The 18,313-nt window shown below is 50.4% G+C and carries 14 protein-coding genes; 11 read left to right on the top strand and 3 right to left on the bottom strand.

The genetic code is table 11. The features are described from left to right. The first annotated feature begins 21 nt into the window (after window positions 1-21). The 6 genes from cysI (at window position 22) to BN3772_RS15485 (ending at window position 7,017) form a co-directional block, all read left to right on the top strand. Window positions 22-1,746, top strand: coding sequence for an assimilatory sulfite reductase (NADPH) hemoprotein subunit (gene cysI, locus BN3772_RS15510; protein ID WP_042200549.1), 1,725 nt, complete (start codon window positions 22-24; stop codon window positions 1,744-1,746). Between the two features lie 176 nt (window positions 1,747-1,922). Next, window positions 1,923-2,669, top strand: coding sequence for a type I methionyl aminopeptidase (gene map, locus BN3772_RS15505; RefSeq protein WP_042200548.1), 747 nt, complete (start codon window positions 1,923-1,925; stop codon window positions 2,667-2,669). Between the two features lie 170 nt (window positions 2,670-2,839). Then, window positions 2,840-4,270, top strand: a complete 1,431-nt coding sequence (locus tag BN3772_RS15500) for a SpoIIE family protein phosphatase (protein WP_052380529.1) — start codon at window positions 2,840-2,842, stop codon at window positions 4,268-4,270. 16 nt (window positions 4,271-4,286) lie between these two features. Then, complete coding sequence (locus tag BN3772_RS15495) at window positions 4,287-4,679, top strand: ATP-binding protein (RefSeq protein ID WP_042200547.1); 393 nt, start codon at window positions 4,287-4,289, stop codon at window positions 4,677-4,679. A 48-nt stretch (window positions 4,680-4,727) separates the two neighbouring features. Further along, complete coding sequence (locus BN3772_RS15490; protein WP_042200546.1) at window positions 4,728-6,737, top strand: methyl-accepting chemotaxis protein; 2,010 nt, start codon at window positions 4,728-4,730, stop codon at window positions 6,735-6,737. A gap of 1 nt (window position 6,738) precedes the next feature. Then, entirely contained in the window at window positions 6,739-7,017 is a 279-nt protein-coding gene (locus BN3772_RS15485; RefSeq protein WP_209443658.1) for an STAS domain-containing protein, read from the top strand. Between the two features lie 88 nt (window positions 7,018-7,105). On the opposite strand, the gene BN3772_RS15480 is transcribed toward BN3772_RS15485, so the two are convergent. Together BN3772_RS15480 and BN3772_RS15475 are read right to left on the bottom strand one after the other, a co-directional pair. Further along, a complete protein-coding gene (locus BN3772_RS15480) occupies window positions 7,106-7,510 on the bottom strand; it encodes a CBS domain-containing protein (protein WP_042200545.1) in 405 nt (134 codons plus the stop codon). Window positions 7,511-7,696: 186 nt separating this feature from the next. After that, window positions 7,697-8,128 (bottom strand): VOC family protein, encoded by a 432-nt coding sequence (locus BN3772_RS15475; protein WP_042200543.1) that lies wholly within the window; start codon window positions 8,126-8,128, stop codon window positions 7,697-7,699. Window positions 8,129-8,239: 111 nt separating this feature from the next. On the opposite strand from BN3772_RS15475, the gene BN3772_RS15470 reads away from it, so the two are divergent. After that, complete coding sequence (locus BN3772_RS15470) at window positions 8,240-9,271, top strand: phosphotransferase enzyme family protein (RefSeq protein ID WP_244444755.1); 1,032 nt, start codon at window positions 8,240-8,242, stop codon at window positions 9,269-9,271. A 4-nt stretch (window positions 9,272-9,275) separates the two neighbouring features. Then, window positions 9,276-10,085: a hypothetical protein gene (locus BN3772_RS15465; protein WP_042200541.1), complete on the top strand. Its 810-nt coding sequence runs from the start codon at window positions 9,276-9,278 to the stop codon at window positions 10,083-10,085. Window positions 10,086-10,096: 11 nt separating this feature from the next. Here the strand turns inward: BN3772_RS15465 and BN3772_RS15460 are convergent, their stop codons facing one another. Further along, window positions 10,097-10,993, bottom strand: coding sequence for a hypothetical protein (locus tag BN3772_RS15460; RefSeq protein ID WP_042200540.1), 897 nt, complete (start codon window positions 10,991-10,993; stop codon window positions 10,097-10,099). A gap of 191 nt (window positions 10,994-11,184) precedes the next feature. Here BN3772_RS15460 and BN3772_RS15455 point away from each other — a divergent pair, with 191 nt between their 5' ends. The 3 genes from BN3772_RS15455 to BN3772_RS15445 all read left to right on the top strand — a co-directional run bounded on the left by BN3772_RS15455 (window position 11,185) and on the right by BN3772_RS15445 (window position 18,264). Further along, a complete protein-coding gene (locus BN3772_RS15455; protein ID WP_042200538.1) occupies window positions 11,185-11,577 on the top strand; it encodes a GNAT family N-acetyltransferase in 393 nt (130 codons plus the stop codon). An 83-nt stretch (window positions 11,578-11,660) separates the two neighbouring features. Beyond that, window positions 11,661-12,827 carry a hypothetical protein gene (locus BN3772_RS15450; RefSeq protein ID WP_052380528.1) on the top strand — a complete coding sequence of 389 codons (1,167 nt, stop codon included), beginning with the start codon at window positions 11,661-11,663 and terminating at the stop codon, window positions 12,825-12,827. Between the two features lie 13 nt (window positions 12,828-12,840). After that, the gene (locus BN3772_RS15445; protein ID WP_042200537.1) at window positions 12,841-18,264 is read left to right on the top strand and encodes a diguanylate cyclase; all 5,424 of its coding nucleotides are present in this window, start codon (window positions 12,841-12,843) and stop codon (window positions 18,262-18,264) included. Window positions 18,265-18,313: the final 49 nt, after the last annotated feature.

The raw sequence follows: 18,313 nt of genomic DNA, 5'->3' as shown, positions 1-18,313 counted from the left end.
ACCGGAAGGAGAAGATTTATAGTGGCGAATAATGAATCAGCGGTGAAGCCGATCGGCGGACCGCCAAGTGATGTTGAACATATTAAGCTTGAGAGTAATTATCTGCGCGGCGCCCTCGAAGCGACGCTGCGCAATCCTATAACTGGCGGACTGCCTGAGGACGACAACCGGCTGCTCAAATTCCACGGCAGCTACATGCAGGATGACCGCGATCTGCGCAATGAGCGTGAACGTTCCAAGCTGGAGCCTGCCTTTCAGTTCATGCTTCGCGTAGTTGCTCCCGGAGGTGTAGCCTCAGCGGCGCAATGGCTCGTAATGGATGAGCTGGCTCACAAATACGGCAACGGTACTCTGCGTTTGACGACCAGACAGGCTTTTCAAATGCATGGTGTACTTAAATGGAATCTCAAAAAAACAATCAAGACCATTAATGACACACTGATGACCACATTGGCGGCCTGTGGTGACGTCAACCGCAACGTCATGAGCAGCCCGAACCCTTACCAGTCTGAGGTTCATTCCGAGGTCTATGACTGGGCCCGCAAACTCAGCGACCATCTTGCTCCCCGTACTCCGGCCTATCACGAAATTTGGCTGGACGGGGAGAAGGTGGTTGACAGCAAGGCGGATGTTGAGGTCGAGCCGATCTACGGTCCCGTGTATCTGCCCCGCAAATTCAAGATCGGTCTGGCGGTACCGCCTTCCAATGACGTCGATGTTTTCTCCCAGGACCTGGGCTTCATCGCTATTCTTGAAGACGGCAAGCTGATTGGCTTCAATGTAGCTGTGGGCGGCGGAATGGGGATGACGCACGGCGATACCAGCACGTATCCGCAGCTTGGCCGGGTAATCGGCTTCGTCCGGCCGGATCAGATGGTTGATCTCGCCGAGAAGACGGTGACCATCCAGCGGGACTACGGCAACCGTTCGGTACGCAAAAACGCCCGGTTCAAATATACAATTGACCGCCACGGGCTGGAGTGGTTCAAAGGTGAGCTGCAGGAGCGGCTGGGCTGGGAGCTTGAAGCTGCACGGGAATACCATTTTGACCACAACGGTGACCGGTACGGCTGGGTTAAAGGTTATGACGGGAAATGGAACCTGACTCTCTATATCCAGAGCGGACGCATTCAGGATGAGGAAGGGTATCAGCTGATGACCGGACTGCGTGAGATTGCCAAAATCCACACCGGTGATTTCCGGCTTACCCCGAATCAGAATCTGATTATCGGCGGAGTAAGCAGTGCAAAGAAACGCAAAATCGCTGATCTAGCCAAGCAGTACGGTCTGACTGACGGTGCGCATCATACAGCGCTGCGGCGCAGCGCCATGTCTTGTGTGGCTCTGCCGACCTGCGGTCTGGCCATGGCAGAGGCTGAACGTTATCTTCCGCATCTGCTGGATAAGCTGGAGCCGATAATTGATAAGGCTGGCCTTAGAGATGAAGAGATTGTCATCCGGATGACCGGCTGCCCGAACGGCTGTGCCCGCCCGGCACTCGGCGAGATTTCCTTTATCGGTAAATCTCCGGGTAAATATAACATGTATCTGGGAGCAGGCTTCAGCGGTGACCGGCTGAATAAGCTGTACAAGGAAAATATCGGCGAGCAAGAAATTGTTGAGACATTGGAGCCGATGATTGTCCGCTATGCCAGCGAACGGGTCAGCGGCGAGCATTTCGGAGATTTTGTCATCCGCAGCGGCTATGTCTCTGCCGTAACCTCAGGCCTTAACTTCCATAGCTAAACGTTAGTCAGGTGAGCAGACCTGTTCTCCCAAGCGGAGAACGGGTTTGTTTTTTTGCTAAGCCAGATTAAATTTGGTTTTTCGGCGGTTTTCTTACATAATATATAGAAGCAACAAAAATATTTATAAGAGCCATTATAGTGAGTAATGTGTTCTGTACAGAAGAGGCGAATCAGATGATTATAATGAAAACGATGGAAGAAATCGAAAAAATGAGGGCAGCCGGCAAAATACTGGCTGAGTGTCACCGGCAGATTGCCGGCATTATACAGCCGGGTATCACAACCTGGGAGATTGACGAATTTGCCGAAAAGTTTATCCTGTCCCAGGGCGCCACTCCTGAGCAAAAAGGCTACCACGGATATCCATATGCAACCTGCGCTTCGGTAAATGATGTCATCTGCCATGGCTTTCCCAAGAAGGAGCCGCTTAAGGACGGGGATATTGTAACGGTTGATATGGTGGTTAACCTGAATGGCTGGCTGGCTGACTCCGCCTGGTCCTACGGTGTAGGGAATATCAGCGAGCAGGCGCAGAAGCTGCTCGATGTAACCAAAGATTCCCTGTTCAAAGGGATCGAGCAGGCGGTTGCCGGTAACCGCATCGGCGATGTTGCCCATGCAATCCAGTCCTACGCCGAATCCAACGGGTTCTCGGTGGTACGCGATTTTATCGGTCATGGTATCGGCTCGGAGATGCATGAGAAGCCGGATGTTCCTTCCTACGGTCCTGCCGGAAAGGGTCCCCGGCTGAAGGAAGGTATGGTGTTCACGATCGAGCCGATGCTGAATACCGGAAGCTACCGGACTAAGGTCGACGCGGACGGGTGGACAGCGCGGACCATTGACGGCGGGCTGTCTGCTCAATATGAGCACACGCTGGCAATTACGCCGGAAGGAACAGTTATTCTAACCCAGCTGTAAAATGAATTTAAATAAACCTGGCCGGTACCATGCTTGCATGATACCGGCCAGGTTTATTTTTTCGGGAATTTCTCCTTATTTGGCTAAATGTGTCGAAATTCACGGTAACCTGACGCGGGAATTTATATAATGATATGAATTTAATTCCGAATGGAATAGAGGATCACTTCATGGCAACAGACAAGAATTGCAAGAATCAGCTGGCAGCGCCCAGTGCAGAACAGTGTATGGATCATTACGGCTGTATTTATGAGAACAACCATCTGATTACCCTGATGATTGACCCGGCGGACGGCAGTATTGTGGATGCGAACCGGGCGGCCTGCCAGTTTTACGGTTACCGGCTGGGTGATTTCCGTAAGCTGCAGATTTCAGATCTGAGTGCAGAGCCGGAGGCCGGAGCCGGAACCTTTTTAAGCAGTGCTCTGCCTGGAGGGAGATACAGGGGAAATCAGGTATTCCTTGCCAGGCACAGGCTGGCCTCAGGAAGACTGACCGATGTGGAGATTCATACCGGGACCATGAATATTCTTGGCCGCAACTGTGTGTATACAGTCATCCATGATATCAGTGAAAGGATGATTTCGGAGAAGCGGCTGCGGGAGAGCGAGGAGAGGTACAGGGACCTGGTTGAGCTGTGCCCCGAGGTGATACTGGTATACAGCGGAGGGACGATTCTGTTCGCCAACCAGCGGACAGAGAAGCTGTTCGGCACACCGAAGGCGGAGCTGCTCGGCAAAAGTATTGATGATTTCTTCATTGAGGAGCCGCTCAGCGGCTCAGAATACAACAAGCTTAAGGCAATGACAGGCATAAAGGACAGCTTCCGGATTGAACAGCGTTATATCCGGCGCAGCGACCGGCGGATCTATGATCTGGAAATTTCCGGCGTGCCGATCAGCTACAATGACACCTCTGCGCTGCAACTGGTGTGCCGTGATATTACACAGAAGAAAAAGGAGCTTGACCGTGCGATCCGGCTTCAGGAGCAGCGGCACGCTGTCAGTTTTCCGCTGGAAGGCAGAGCGGTTCTTGACAAGCTCTATATACCGGCGAATACGCTTAGCGGGGACTTTTTTATTTTTCACCGGATCAATGAATCAGAAGTACTTGGTATCATCGGCGATGTAGCGGGTAAAGGAATTTCCGCGGCGCTCAGTATTTCGGCCCTGCGTGTTATGTTTATGGACAGTCTGCAGAGCGGTCAGGACCCGGCCCGTATACTGCAGGATTTAAACCGTAAAGCAATAGAGCACATGGGTGAGGATTATATTGCCGGCTGCTGCTTTCAGCTTGATTTTGGCAATGGCGTGCTCAAGGCGGCTGGTGCCGGGATCAACGAATTTATGTATGTGCCGTCCGGGGGGGACGGGAGGAAGATCATTGTAAAGGGCACTCCGCTGGGAATGTTCGACTGCAGTGAATTTGAGCAGCAAACAGTGTGTTTTCAGACAGGCGACCGTTTCTGTTTCTACAGTGACGGCATGGAACTGCTGTTTGATGCAGATGAGCTTTGCCGGGACCAGGGATATCTTCAAAGCAAGATTACAGGTTCAGTACTGCAGGATGACTGTACCTGGCTGAGCCTGCATATTACTTGAGCCAAGGAAGTGAACTATGGAAATCTTACACAAAGAAGTGATGTTCTGTGGTCTGGGAAACCACCAGAGTATTATCGAAGGCATTATTCAGGAGCTCGATCTGGAGCAATATGCGTTTGATATCCGCCTGATTCTGATGGAGGCTGTAACTAACGCTTACTATCACGGGAATCTCAGCGATTGTACCAAGCCGATCACCATCCGTTATCTGCTGAACGGAGAATTGCTCAATCTGCAGGTGCAGGATTCCGGCGCCGGAGCGTGTGGACTGGTCATACCGGATCAGATCGGGGATGAGGAACTGCTGGAGGATGGCGGAAGGGGTCTATACCTGATCCGCTGCTTCTCGGACAGTGCAGAGATGATCCATAATACGATATTTATTAACAAGTCCGTATGCACTCACTGAGCAGCCGCTGTGTATAAGGTCTGCTGAGATTAAAAAGGGGAGAATGTAGTGAAGTTAAGTATCAAGGTAAAAATGAGTATCCTATTGTTCCTGATCATCAGCATCCCGCTGACGATCTCCGGCGTAGTCTCCTACAATCTGGCCTCAACAGCCCTGCAGACAACGATTGAAGAGGAGCTGAAAGGAACAACAAGCTCAGCCGCCAAGGCAGTCGGGAACGAGCTTACAGCTGCAGGCAACTTCCTGGATGTTGCCAGCCGCAATGATTCGCTGGCTGCCTTTGCCGGTAATCCGTCAGTACAGAATGCGAAAGAGTCAGCCTTCTCCTATATATCAGGCATTCAGCAGGATAATGTGCTGCTGATGGAGTCGCTGATCATTGCCGATGTGAACGGCAAGGTTCTGATAACCAGCAGTTCAATGGCACCTGAGCTGAATGTACAGGACCGTGAATATTTCCGCCAGGCACTGGCAGGCGAAAAGGCAGTCAGTGAAGTCCTTATATCCAAGGACAGCAATCAGAATATCGTGGCTGTGGCCAGGCCGCTGCGCCAGAACGGCAGCATTACCGGTGTTCTAATCGGAACAGTGCTGTTCAATACGATTACCGCTCCGGTTGCTGAGACGCATACCGGAGAGAGCGGTTACAGCTATATGATTGACCGGACCGGGCTCATAATCTATCATCCCGATGCTGATAAGGTGCTTAAGGAAAATCTCGACGGTAACAGCAATAAGGAGCTGAACACGCTTGTTCAGCAGATGAAGAACGGGGAGACCTCGCACGGTTTCTATACATATGAAGGCGTCTATAAATTTGTATCATTCGAGCCGGCGGGGAACTGGGTTGTGGCTACAACTGCCAATTACAGCGAGTACATGAAGCCGGCAGCCGAGATCCGCACCACAACGCTCCTGGTTGTTGTTTCGTTCATCGTAATTGCCTTGCTTCTGGGGTACTCCTTCACAACCCGCTACATCATTAACCCGGTCAAGAAGCTGCAGGCAGCAATGTCGCGGGCAGGGAACGGCGATCTAACGGTACATACCGCTATACATACAAGGGACGAGCTGCAGGCGCTCAGTGAATCCTTTAATGCCATGATCGACAAACAGGAAGCCATTATTAAGAAGGTAAGGCACGGCTCAGAGGCACTGACCTCAATGTCTGAAGAAATGGCAGCCTCCTCTGAGGAGATTAGTGCTTCAATTGAAGAGATCAGTTCCAGTACCCAGGAGATTGCTGCGGGTGCTGAGAACAATAACCATTCCGTTGTTAATGCCTCACAGGTGCTGGTACAGCTCTCCAGTCTGGTGCAGCTTGCCCAGAGCAAGGCTTCAGCAACATCAAAGAATGCCAGTGATACGAATGATGCCGCACAGGCTGGCAGAACGCGTGTCAATAATACGGTTGAGGCTATGGATACGATCAGCAGCAGTACCAGGGACACGGGTGAACAGCTGCTTGCCGTCAGCGAGCTCTCGGATAAGGTATCGACAATTATAGGTACCATTAATGCCATTGCCGGACAGACGAACCTGCTTGCGCTGAACGCGGCGATTGAGGCTGCACGGGCGGGAGAGCACGGGCGCGGCTTCAATGTGGTGGCAGGTGAGGTCAGGAAGCTGTCAGATGAAACCCATCGTCAGGCGGAAGAGATCAGCGGGCTGGTCTCCGATATGCTAGGCAGAATCAGCCAGGCTGTTGAAGCGATGAGCGGGGCTTCCGAAGCAGTGGACAGCGGTGTGCAGATCGTCAAGGAGACAGACGAAGCTTTTATTCATATCATTGAATCGGTTGAGCAGATAACGGGAAGTGTGCAGGAAATTCTTGAGATTACAAGAGATGAGGTAGCCACCTCTGACCAGATCATCAGGCTGATTGATTCCATGGGGACGATTTCCGAAATGTCGGTCCAAAACACAGAGAGCGTATCCAGTGCAACAGAGGAACAGGCAGCTACAGTCAATAATTTCGTATCCACAGCCGAGGAGATCAGTGCTATGGCTAATGAGCTGGAATTCCTGGTAGAAAAATTCATTATAAGGGGTGAGTAGCTTGAAGGAGATTACGATTGATATGCCGGCAGTATTCTCTGTGGATGAAGCGGGCGCTTTCCGTGAAACACTCAGGGATTACATTAACAGCGGGGAGAACCGCTTTCTGCTGGACTTCCAGAAATGCACCTTTATTGACAGTACCGGTCTTGGCGTAATTGTCAGCTTGTACAAAAAATGCGTTGAGAACGGCGGTACGATCCGCTTACGTTCCCTGCACCCGAATGTGCTGAAGATCTTTGAACTGACCCGGCTGACAAATGTGTTCGAGATAGTATAGCAAGCAAATGAATTTGTATAAAAAAAGAGGGGCAGCCCTGCAGACCGCCGTTAAGCCGGTCTGCAGGGCTGCCTTGTTCCATTGCAGATTAGTCTGTTATATTCCGGGTGTAATATTCAATAATATCCTTGCGGCGGATAATACCGAGAAAAACGCCGGTGCCGTCAACAACCGGAACGAAGTTCTGGTCTGCAGCAAGCGTCAGCATATCCTCCATCTGAGCCTTAATGTAGACACTCTCATTATGCACATGCAGCTGAATCTCGCTAACCTTAACCTCATGCATGTTAGCGAAGCTGAGCCCTGCTGTATTCTTGAGCTTCCATAGCAGATCTCCTTCAGCCAGCGTTCCAGCGTACTTTCCTTCATGGTCAATAATCGGAATGGCTGAATAATAATGCTGCTCCAGCTGTTCGATAGCTTCGAGCATTGACATGGAGGAGGTGATAAAAGCGACCTGATCCTTGGGCAGCAGAAATGCTGAGATTTCCATGGCGAATCTCCTTTACAGTGGAATGAGTGCAGAGTTGTATGTTTATTAAACCACAGATTCTATTGAAAGCGCATTAATAAATATACAGCAATCCAGGGTAATAAAAAAAGATATGCCACTCCGGACAGTGTGCCCACCCCTGCCAGACCTGACATATCCTTTGATTTTGGGTTGAATCAGGCAGGCTTATTTGCCTGCGGTTTCATTGCTTTCAAGGCTGACCTGCCATTCAATGCCGAATTTATCCTTCAGGCTCCCGTAGCATTTAGACCAGAAGGTCTCCTGCAGCTCCATAGTCACGCTTCCGCCTTCCTTCAGCTGATGGAACCAGGATTTCACATCCTCCTCATTGCGTGTCACCAGCGCCAGACTGATATTATTGCCTGCAGTAAAGGGCATGCCGGGAAAGACATCGGAGAACATCACATGGCTGCCGTCAACATCCAGGCGGGCATGCATAACCAGAGCCTTGGCTGCTTCTGGGAGCGGGTAGTCCGGATTCGGCGGGGCTTCGCCAAAGGTCATAATCTGCGGGTCGCTGATACCGAATACCTTGGCATAAAATTCTACAGCTTCACGGCAGTTTCCATTGAAATTTAAATACACATCAACTGACACAAGCTTCACTCCTCGTAAGTTCATAAGGCAGGAACTTTTTTTTCCACATTGTAGCATGGCCTTGTCCAAAGACAAATATACTTTTGCAGCTAATATGATGAGAGGTGTAACATGAATATGAAGGGGGAGCTGCCAGTGAATGAAAAGGAGCAATCCGTACTTAAGACACTTAATGTAATATATCCGTTAGTGTTGCAATCTGCCGAGGCTGTTACCAGTGAAATGTACCGTTGCCAGTCGGATGACGGGGTTTATTTTGCAAGAGTCAGTCATTATATGCCATATGAAGTGCAAGAAGAGGAAGTGAAGCTGCTCTTATATCTGCGGAATGCAGGGGCCTTTGTTGCACCGGTAATTCCTTCTCTAGACGGAAAGCTGGTAGAAAGCTGGGATTCGGCCGCTGACGTCCATATTGTTGTGTTCGCTGCTGCACTGGGAGGCCATCTGCTCCTTAAGGAATGGGACGGAGAAGTGTTCAAGCGGCTTGGAGGCGTAATTGGCAGGCTGCATAGGGAGGGAGCGCGATATGAACAGGAGCAAGGCCGTGCAGAGCAGATTAAGGATTGGATAGAAAATAAGGAGTATCAGTTCCTGCAGTCCATCCCGCTTGAGGAAACTGTAATCCGGGCAGCAGCACAGCAGGTACTGCAAGAAGTCCGTTCCATTCCCCGGAATAGAGAGCACTACGGTATAATACACGGAGATATTTGGCTAGAAAATGTGCTGGTTGAGGGGGATTCGCTGACGATCATAGATTTTCAGGATTGCGAGCGCCATTATTACTTGTATGACCTGGTGGTTCCGCTATACTCTGCACTGGAATACTCATTTGCCGGGCAAGGGAATATCAGGGATTACGGCCAGAGACTCGCAGAGAATCTGCTTGCCGGATATCTGGAAGAGCATACACTGTCATCAGAGATGCTAAGCTATTGGCCGTTACTCTTCCGGCTGAAGGAGCTGTTCGAGTATAACCTGATGCATCTTTATCTTAATAAGGACGAGCTTAACGAGGATCAGATCCGGATTTTTAATCTGTACCGCATGCGGATAGAGCATAACATTCCTGCTGTACAGCTGGATTATGACCGGTTACAACGATTACTTAATGAGCATGTCCCGGCCGGCAAAAGAGGAGAGTGAGAGCATGAACATCTACGGCTGCGATTTCAGCGGCGCCAAAAGCCCCGAAGGCAAGATCTTCATTGCCTCCGGCTGCCTGACCGGTAACCATTTTACGGTGGAACAGGTTTTTAGCTGTGAGGACAGATTGGATCTGTATTATTATATCAGGACAAGCGTAGCGCCCTGGGGGATGGATTTTCCTTTTTCGATACCTGAATATTACCTGGAGCAGCAGTATGCCTCATCCTGGGACAGGTTCATAGGAGGGGCTTACAGCGACACCAGGGACCAGTTCAAGCAGCGGTTCGGCCAGATTCACAGCGGTAAAAGCAGCCGGGATCTCCGAGTGACAGACATTGCCGTGGACGGAAAAAGTCCGGTATCCTCTACACCGATTGCTATGCACGCCATGGTGTACGGGGCGCGCCGGCTGCTGCATAATCTGCAAGGGGATGCGGCGGTTTATCCGTTTCAGCCTTACCGGAAAGACGTATCCCGGTTATATGAAATCTATCCCGGACACGGCTGGAGAGCATTGAAGCTCAAAAGCAGCGCCCCGGATGCTCTCCAGGGCATCCCGTTCAGCTTCAGAACGCAGGTGGACAGCGGGTTTGAAATCAGCATCAGTCCAGAAGCGGAGGCAGCAGCAGTGGATGCCCGCGGTCAAGCGAGTCTTCATGCCAGAGACGCCGTGATGGCCTGTATCCAGATGGCGTACTGCCTCCGTAGGTATGGGCTGGAGAGCAGTGAACAGCATAAGCCTGAGTTCGCCTCCGAAGAAGAATGGAAGCTGCGCATGCTTGAAGGTCTGGTTGTGCGCATGCTTCCGTAACAGGCACCGGATTAAGCACCATTAATTATTGCATCCACCCAGGCATAACAGCGCTCCAGCTGTTCCCCTGTAATGAGGTCGGAGCGGTGCTCGAACATAATTTTGACCTGAGGATTCTCTTTCCGGATAATCTGCAGATAAGCTTCAATCGGTGCCCAGCCCCCGGCCTCATGTAGCTCGGGGAGCACAGGGTAGTGGCTGTTCTGTACACTATCCAGTATCTGTACATTTGACAGGTGAATAAGATAGGCATACTTTGTATAGGTCTGAAGGACATTGCGGGCGTCAAAGCGGCGGTCCAACTTGTCCTGCAGAAACAGCCTCGCCGTGTCCAGGCATAGCCTGATGCTTGGATATTTGAGCAATAGCTGCTCAAGGAAATCATGCTCATAAATAAGCCGGCTGATGGCATCGAACTCCAGCACCGGTATGAACTGATATTTACGTCCCTGTACATCTAGCCATTGAAACAGCTGCTCAGTGCGGGTAATCAATTCACCGGATGAAGTGTCTTGCTCATGGATGTATTCCCGGCGGTCCCCGAACCTCCAGCTGCTCCAGTCGACCCGTTCATCGAGAATAACAGGCTTGGGGTAATGGAACAGTACATATTCAGGCTTGATTGAAGAAAGATAGTCCAGTTCCCCGGCGATATGCCCGAAAGCGTCAGCACGCACCTCATCGTCAGCGGAAAGGACAAGAGGGTCCCTCAGCTTCGTGCTGTCTTTCCGAAAGGGAAAATGCACACCAATCGCAAAGCCTCTGCTTTTGGCCGCGTCTACAAGCAGGGACGTATCTTCTTCGGAGGTAAACATACAAGCTTCAATGCCATAGAACCCGCTGCGGAAATCCTTCCGGTATTTCTCTTTATCGAATCCGCCATATTGTCCGATCATGAATTGTTTCAAGAAAAAGCCTCCCGATAAAGAAATATTATGGAAGGAATTCGGCAAAACCGCCCCGTGTTCCTGCCCTGAAAAGACACTAGAAATAACTAGTGTCTTTTCGGTTTGTATTGGGTAAAATTAACTCTTGGAATCATACCTAGTATAAGGAAGAGCTCTTCTCAGCCTGTATTAATCAAAAAGGAGTTGCATGGATGCCGGATATTGCTCAGCTTGCTTACGGTGAAGAGAACGGAATTCATAGTCTGATCCGGGAGTCTTTCGATACCTATATTTCACAATACTATTCGTCAGAGGGCATTAATGAGTTTTATAGAATTACGACACCTGAGGCAATCCGGGAACGCTTGAACAGCGGTCATATTATTTATTATTCCAGCACCGGCGGTAAGCCCGCAGGGATAATAGAAGTCAGGAATAACAACCATATTGTCCTGCTGTTCGTAAGTAATGAAGCGAAAGGCACGGGAGTCGGTAAAAGCCTGCTGAATTATGTTACAGATAAGCTAGCAAAAGAAGGAGTACAGCAGCTTACCGTGAATTCATCACCAAACTCTGTCGGCTTCTGTAAGTCCCGGGGGAAATAAGAAGGAATAATCTGGGGGGGCAGCGAATAGATAGCAATCAACAAAATTCGACTTTTAGACTACATAATCAGAGGGGTATTGTCGTGAAAAAAGGCCAAAAGACGATTTTTTTAATTGTTACATTTATTTTGATTTTTTTACTGCCGTTGCTCGGCAGTCTGGCTAAGTGGAAGGGCCTTCCACCCGGGTATGGAGATTTTCCTGCGCAGAAAGTTGAAGCAGATCCCGGATTCAGCCTGCTGTATTTTTCGCTTGCCTGCATCGTTGCACTGCTGATTACACTGGTGCTTGCATTTCCCCGTTTGTTCGGATTCAAGGTCTCTCCGCAGATCTCCCGGCCCCAGGCAGGTAAGACTGCTTTTCCTGTGTGGTTCTGGTGGAGTCTCCCAGTGCTTGGGGTCAGCTGGTTTCTGATGTGGGCCCGGCTGGATCTGTTTGAGCCGGCAGAGAATTATACCTTTGTCCCGCTCTGGTGGTCCTTCATCCTGATTTTGGACGGGATAGTCTATAAACGGACGGGCGGCAATTCAATCATCTCACGCAAGCCCCACCTAATGCAGCTGTTGGCGGTTGTATCCTGCTTCAGCTGGTTCGCTTTTGAATACCTGAATTTTTTTGTAATAGAGAACTGGTATTACCCGAATGAGGATATTTTCTCTAACTTCGGTAACGTCTTCTGGTTTTCGCTGTCCTATACAACTGTGCTTCCGGCAATCGTTGAATGGTATCTGCTGCTGGGAACCTTTAAAGGACTCAAGGAGCGTTACAGCAACGGGCCGAAACTTAACGTATCTAAAGCACTGTTAATCATTTATTTTGTAATCGGGTTATTTTTGGCCTTCGGTATGGGTTATTATCCTTATCTTCTGTTCTGGGTGCTGTGGGTCGCTCTTGTGCCCATGCTTTCAGCTGCCATGGCTCTCTGCGGCTACTGGACTCCGTTCACCCCGGTCAAGAACGGTGACTGGTCACGGATTATTCTGATTGCGCTGGCTACCTTATGCAACGGGTTCTTCTGGGAGTTCTGGAACTTCGGCAGTGAATGGTTCCACGATTCCATCCCTACTAATCCGAATTACTGGAAGTATTCGGTCCCGTATCTGGATAAGATTCATATTTTCTCCGAGATGCCGATTCTGGGTTATTACGGGTATCTTTTCTTTGGCGTGAATTGCTGGATTGTGTGGCTTATCGCAGCCTATGTATTTAAATTTGATGCCGATTTTGAGTTGAACGGGAAGAATCGCTAAAGGTGGAGTGGGCATGATTGCGTTGGATAACTATCAGATTCTGGAGACCATTTCAGATCAGTATGCGAAATCGGTTTACAGATGCAGAGATCCTTTATCCGGTGATACGGTTATTTTAAAAGTACTGAAGGCTGAATTTACCAACCCGGAAGCAGTAATGCGGTTCAAGCAGGAGTACAGGCTGCTGAAGGAGCTCAGCGCACAGCTCTATGGTGTAATCAAACCCCTTAAGCTTGAGGAAACAAACGGCTTTTACGTTATGGTGCTGGAGGATATCCATGGACGTTCTCTCAAAGAAATTATGGAAACGGATGTTCCGGATACGGCAACGCTGCTCAGGCTGGCGATTAGAATCGTAGATATTCTCGGTGCGGTACATGAGCATAACGTCATTCATAAGGACATTAAGCCCTCCAATATTATCTGGAACAGGGAGCGGGATGTGGTGCAGCTGATCGATTTCGATCTGGCTGTGAAGCTGCCGAAGGAAAAACGGGAATTCCAGAACAGCGGCGTGCTGGAGGGCAGCATCCAGTATATTTCTCCTGAACAGACCGGACGGATGAACCGCAATATAGATTACCGTAGTGATTACTACTCCCTGGGTGTGGTGCTCTATGAGCTTATGACCGGAAGCAGGCCTTTTATCACACAGGAGATGCTGGAACAGATCTATTCCATTATCGCCAAGGAAGCCGTTCCTCCGTATCAGCTGACCGGCGGCAGAGTGTCCCGTGAGCTTTCCGATATCATAATGAAGCTGATGGAGAAATCTTCGGAGGAGAGATACCGCAGCGCTTACGGAATTAAGGCGGACCTGAAAAAAGTGCTGGCCGGAGAATCAGGCTTTGTAATCGGAGAGGACGACCGGCATAATGTGTTCCGCATTCCCGAGAAAATATATGGCCGTGAAGCAGAGCTTGCCAGGCTCATAGAGGCCTTCCGGCAAAGTGTCAGCGGCCAGCCGCAGCTGATGCTGGTTACCGGTGAGGCTGGCGTCGGTAAAACAGCGCTGGTCCATGAGCTGCATAAGTCAATCAGTGAGGAAAAGGGCTGGTTCGCCGAAGGAAAGTTTGACCAGTACAACCGCAACATTCCTTTCAGCGCTATTATCCAGGCCTTCCGCCGGCTGGTCAGCCAGCTGCTGGATAACCCTGATGCCGGCTATAAGCAGATGATAGCACAGGCCCTGGTCTCTGGGCTGGACGGGAACGGCAGCCTGATCGCTGGCCTGATACCGGAGCTTGCTGACTGGATAGGTGTACAGCCTGAGATAGAGCCGCTTAATCCTGCTGAGGAGACGAACCGTTTCTTCCTTACCTTTGCCAAATTCATTGAAGGCATCACTCTGAATGAACGCCCGCTGGTGCTGTTCCTGGACGATCTGCAGTGGGCTGATTACTCCAGCCTGCAGCTTGTCGAACGGCTGCTTCTGGATCATCAGCTGCGCAGGCTGTTCATAGTCTGCTCATACAGAGGAAATGAAGTCCATGAAAGCCAGCTTCTGTTTACTACTGTTGCCAAGGTAGAAAAGAGCCGTCAGGTAGGCGTGATCAGACTGGAGCCTCTGACTGTGCTAGATGTAAATATGCTGATTTCGGATACGCTTTACAGCCCGCGTGAGCGGGTGGACATGCTGGCGGAAGTAATCTACAAGCGGACGAAGGGAAATTCCTTTTTTGTCAGCGAATTGCTGAAGGAATTATACCGCAGCGGATATTTAACCTTCGATGAGCTGCAGGGCAACTGGAGCTGGCAGCTGGAACAGATATTAAGTTTGCCTGTAAATGAGAACATTGTTGAGTTTCTGATGATGAAGCTGATTAATCTGCCGCAGGAAGCCCGCAGTATGCTGATGTTATGCGCGGCAACAGGCAGCAGGTTCGACTTCAGTCTGCTGAAGCTGATCAGCGGAGAGCCGCGGAGCCGTATAGCCCGGGCTATTGCAACTGCGGTTGATGAGGAGCTAATTATCCCTTCAGATGCCAGCTATACGATATTTTCCGGTTATTTGGACGAGACGGATGCTGGACCTGAGCAGGAACTGGGCATTTCATTCCGTTTTGCCCACGACCGTATACAGCAGGCTTTCTATCAGATGTTAGATGAAAAGGACAGCAGGCAGCTTCATCTTAGAATTGGTAAAGTACTGCTGGATAATCTCTCTGCTGAGGAAGTGGAAGAACGGGTTGTCGATATTGCCGCCCACATGAACAAAGGTCTGGAGTTCATCGACGGCCGGGCGGAAATCAATGAGGTAATCCGGCTTAACCTGCGGGCAGCCCGCAAAGCAAAAGCAGCCTTCGGTTACGATTCGGCCTATGCGCTGCTGGAAGCGGTGCTCCCGCAGCTGCCGGATAATGCCTGGGAGGATGCAGAGCTTCCGGCTGCGGAAATATACCGGCTACTGGCCCAGTGCGGTTATCTTACCCATCATATTGAAGAAGCCGATGCTGCATGCGCTGCTCTGCTGGAGCATACAGGCGGAAGAATGGACCGTGCGGGGATTTATGAGCTGCAGGCAGACCATTATATGTATCTCGGGATGATGAAGGAGGCGATTGCTGCCGGAAGACAGGGGTTGCAGGAGATGGGTATCCAGATTCCGCAGCGCGTGGGAATGGCTTCTGTGCTGAAGGAGCTGGTCAAGATCAAGGCTGCGCTCCGGGGCCGGACAGCCGATGATATCTTTGCCTCCGAAGAGATGAAGGACCCGGAAATGCTGCTGATTATGAGGCTGCTGATTAATTTTATTCCGCCGGCTTTCATCTCAGGAGAGACCTCACTGTTTGGCCTGGCAGTCCTTAAGAAGGTCGGCCTGACGCTGAAATACGGCAATTCGCCTGAATCAGCACTGGCCTTTATCGGTTATTCTATGCTGCTGTCCGGGTTCGGCGATGTGAAGGGTGCATTTGAGTTCGGCCGGCTGGGTATCAGAATCAATGATAAATTCAATGATCTGCAGTGGCGGGGGGCTGCACATGTCCTGTACACACTTTTCAGCCACACCTGGACGGAGCCTTGGGATACATTGCAGGATTGGTTCACAACCTCAATCGAAGCCAGCTTGCGTACTGGAGACCTGCTATATCTGGCCCATTCCTGCTTCTATGTCAACCTATGGAATCCGGAGATGGATCTGGCTACCAATCTGCAGGAAAGCAACCGGATGATCGCTATGATTGAGAGCACCAAATACAAGGAATCACTGGCAACCGCACAGCTGGTCCGGCAGTATTACCGCAATCTGCTGGGGGAGATGGGGGATAACCGCTCGTTCAGCGACGATTCATTTGACGAAGTAAGCATGCTGCGGGATTTGGAGCTGGCCAAATACAATTCGGGCATTGCGATTTATTATATCTACAAAATGAAGCTCTTGTTCACCTATGAAAGCTACGAAGAAGCACTAGTGTATATCGACAAGGCTTATCCTATTATCGGGGCGCTTGCCGGTTCGGCTTTTATGGAGGAGTTCTCACTGTACACCTTCTTGAATCTGGCTTACAGCTATCCCGGCCTGCGCGGATTAGCACGGAGCAAGGCCAGAAGAAGGATGAAAAAAGAGCTTGACAGGGTCCGCAAATGGGCAAAGCATGCCCCCGGCACCTTCAGGCAGCATGAAATGCTGATGAAGGCGGAGTGGGCCCGGATATCAGGACGAGATGATGAAGCAGGGCGGTACTACGATCTGGCGATAGAGGCCAGTGAACAAGGTACGTTTGTCCGGTATAAGGCGCTTTCGAACGAGCTCGCAGCTAAATTTTATTACACTAAGCAGTTTAACGAGTTTGCCGCTTATCTGCTTAGACAATCCGTATATTATTATTCCATATGGGGCGCCAAAGCCAAAATCCAGCTCCTCAAAAGCAAGTATCCGGATATCATCCGCAAAATCAATACCAAGGAATTTCTGCATGGGCGGACTGTATCGGATTATACCGAAAGCATTGACCTTGATTCTATGATTATGGCCTCCCAGGCCATATCTAAAGAAATTGAGCTGGACAACCTGCTGGAGGCGCTGATGCAGATCGTCATCAAAAATGCCGGGGCGCAACGAGGCTGCATCCGGATGACCGGCGGCTCAGGACTGCTGGTGGAGGGGGAGTATCTGGCGGAAGAGGATAGAATCTCCGTCAGAGTCCAGAGCCGCAGCACCTTCGATAATCTGCCCGACTCCATCCTGCGGCAGGTTGAGGAGAGCGGCGAGACGCTGATCTATAATGATGCTTTTTCGGAGACACAGTTCGTTAATGATCCATATATCGTGGGGCACCGGCCCAAATCGATGGTCTGTATGCCGCTGATTAACCAGAACAAGACTGTTGCCGTCATCTATCTGGAGAATAATCTTGTAACCGGTGTGTTCACCAAGGAACGGATGAAGATCATTAATCTGCTGTCGCGGGAAATGGTGTTCTCCCTGGAGAATGCCAGCTTGTACTCAGAGCTGGAGCGTTCAGAGGAGAAATACCGTGAGCTGGTAAACAACATGCAGGACGGCATTTTTATTACGCAGAACTTCATATGCAAATATGCCAATGAAGCATTGGCCGGAATGCTTGGTTATGAGGTAGAGGAAATGCTGGAGCAGCCGTTTGACAGCTTCCTCATTCCGGAGGAGCGGGAGAAGGTCATGCATTATTACAGCCGGAGGGTGGAAGGCAAGCCGGTTCCCTTTGAGTATGAGACCCGGCTCCTGCATAAGGACCAGATCCATGAGGTTATTGTTATACACAAGGTTACGCTTATCAATTATATGGACAATTTGGCTATCCAGGGGACGGTAAAAGATATTACCCAGCGTAAGCAGGCGGAGGAAGAGCTGCTGCGGCATAAGGAGCATCTGGAGGAGCTGGTTGCTGAGCGGACCAAAGAGCTTGAGCTGAACAACGAGGAGCTCAACCGGTATATCGGGATGATTGAGCAGATTTCGAATACGGACGAGCTGACCGGCCTGTATAACCGCAGATATTTCAACAAAGTCTTTAGGGAGGAAGTTGAAGGTACTGCAGCCGCGCAAAAATATCTCAGCTATCTGATGCTGGACATTGACTATTTTAAAAAATACAACGATACTTACGGACATTATGAAGGTGATAATGTGCTGCGCAAAGTAGGCAACATGCTTCACGAGCTGGCGGAGCGGGCCGACGGCTTCGCCATCCGGCTTGGCGGAGAAGAGTTCGGTATTGTCGTTACAGGCTTCACACCTGCGCAGTCCCGGGAATATGCCGAGACTATCCGCCGGGGCATTGCAGACCTGCGGATACCGCATACAATGAGCCCGCAGTTCGGCATTGTTACCGTATCAATCGGCGTTGCGTGTGTCCTGGGAGGCAATGCCGGGGAAGAGGATATTTACAAGCTTGGCGATGATGCGCTGTATCAATCCAAGGCTGAGGGCAGAAACCGTGTAACCCTGTTCCAGTAAAGGATTCAAGCCCTCCGGTGCTTTTGTGCCGGTGGGCTTGCTGTGCTGC

Source organism: Paenibacillus camerounensis, assembly GCF_000723885.1.
Lineage (GTDB): Bacteria > Bacillota > Bacilli > Paenibacillales > Paenibacillaceae > Paenibacillus_AQ > Paenibacillus_AQ camerounensis.
The sequence above is the reverse complement of the archived record's forward strand: the minus strand, read 5'-3'. Positions and strand labels throughout refer to the sequence as shown.

Coding starts and splice junctions, on each gene's coding strand:
- BN3772_RS15495 (WP_042200547.1), top strand. CDS start 4,287: ATGGAAATCTTACACAAAGAAGTGATGTTCTGTGGTCTGGGAAACCAC.
- BN3772_RS15455 (WP_042200538.1), top strand. CDS start 11,185: ATGCCGGATATTGCTCAGCTTGCTTACGGTGAAGAGAACGGAATTCAT.
- BN3772_RS15470 (WP_244444755.1), top strand. CDS start 8,240: ATGAATATGAAGGGGGAGCTGCCAGTGAATGAAAAGGAGCAATCCGTA.
- BN3772_RS15465 (WP_042200541.1), top strand. CDS start 9,276: ATGAACATCTACGGCTGCGATTTCAGCGGCGCCAAAAGCCCCGAAGGC.
- BN3772_RS15500 (WP_052380529.1), top strand. CDS start 2,840: ATGGCAACAGACAAGAATTGCAAGAATCAGCTGGCAGCGCCCAGTGCA.
- BN3772_RS15480 (WP_042200545.1), bottom strand. CDS start 7,510: ATGGAAATCTCAGCATTTCTGCTGCCCAAGGATCAGGTCGCTTTTATC.
- BN3772_RS15445 (WP_042200537.1), top strand. CDS start 12,841: ATGATTGCGTTGGATAACTATCAGATTCTGGAGACCATTTCAGATCAG.
- map (WP_042200548.1), top strand. CDS start 1,923: ATGATTATAATGAAAACGATGGAAGAAATCGAAAAAATGAGGGCAGCC.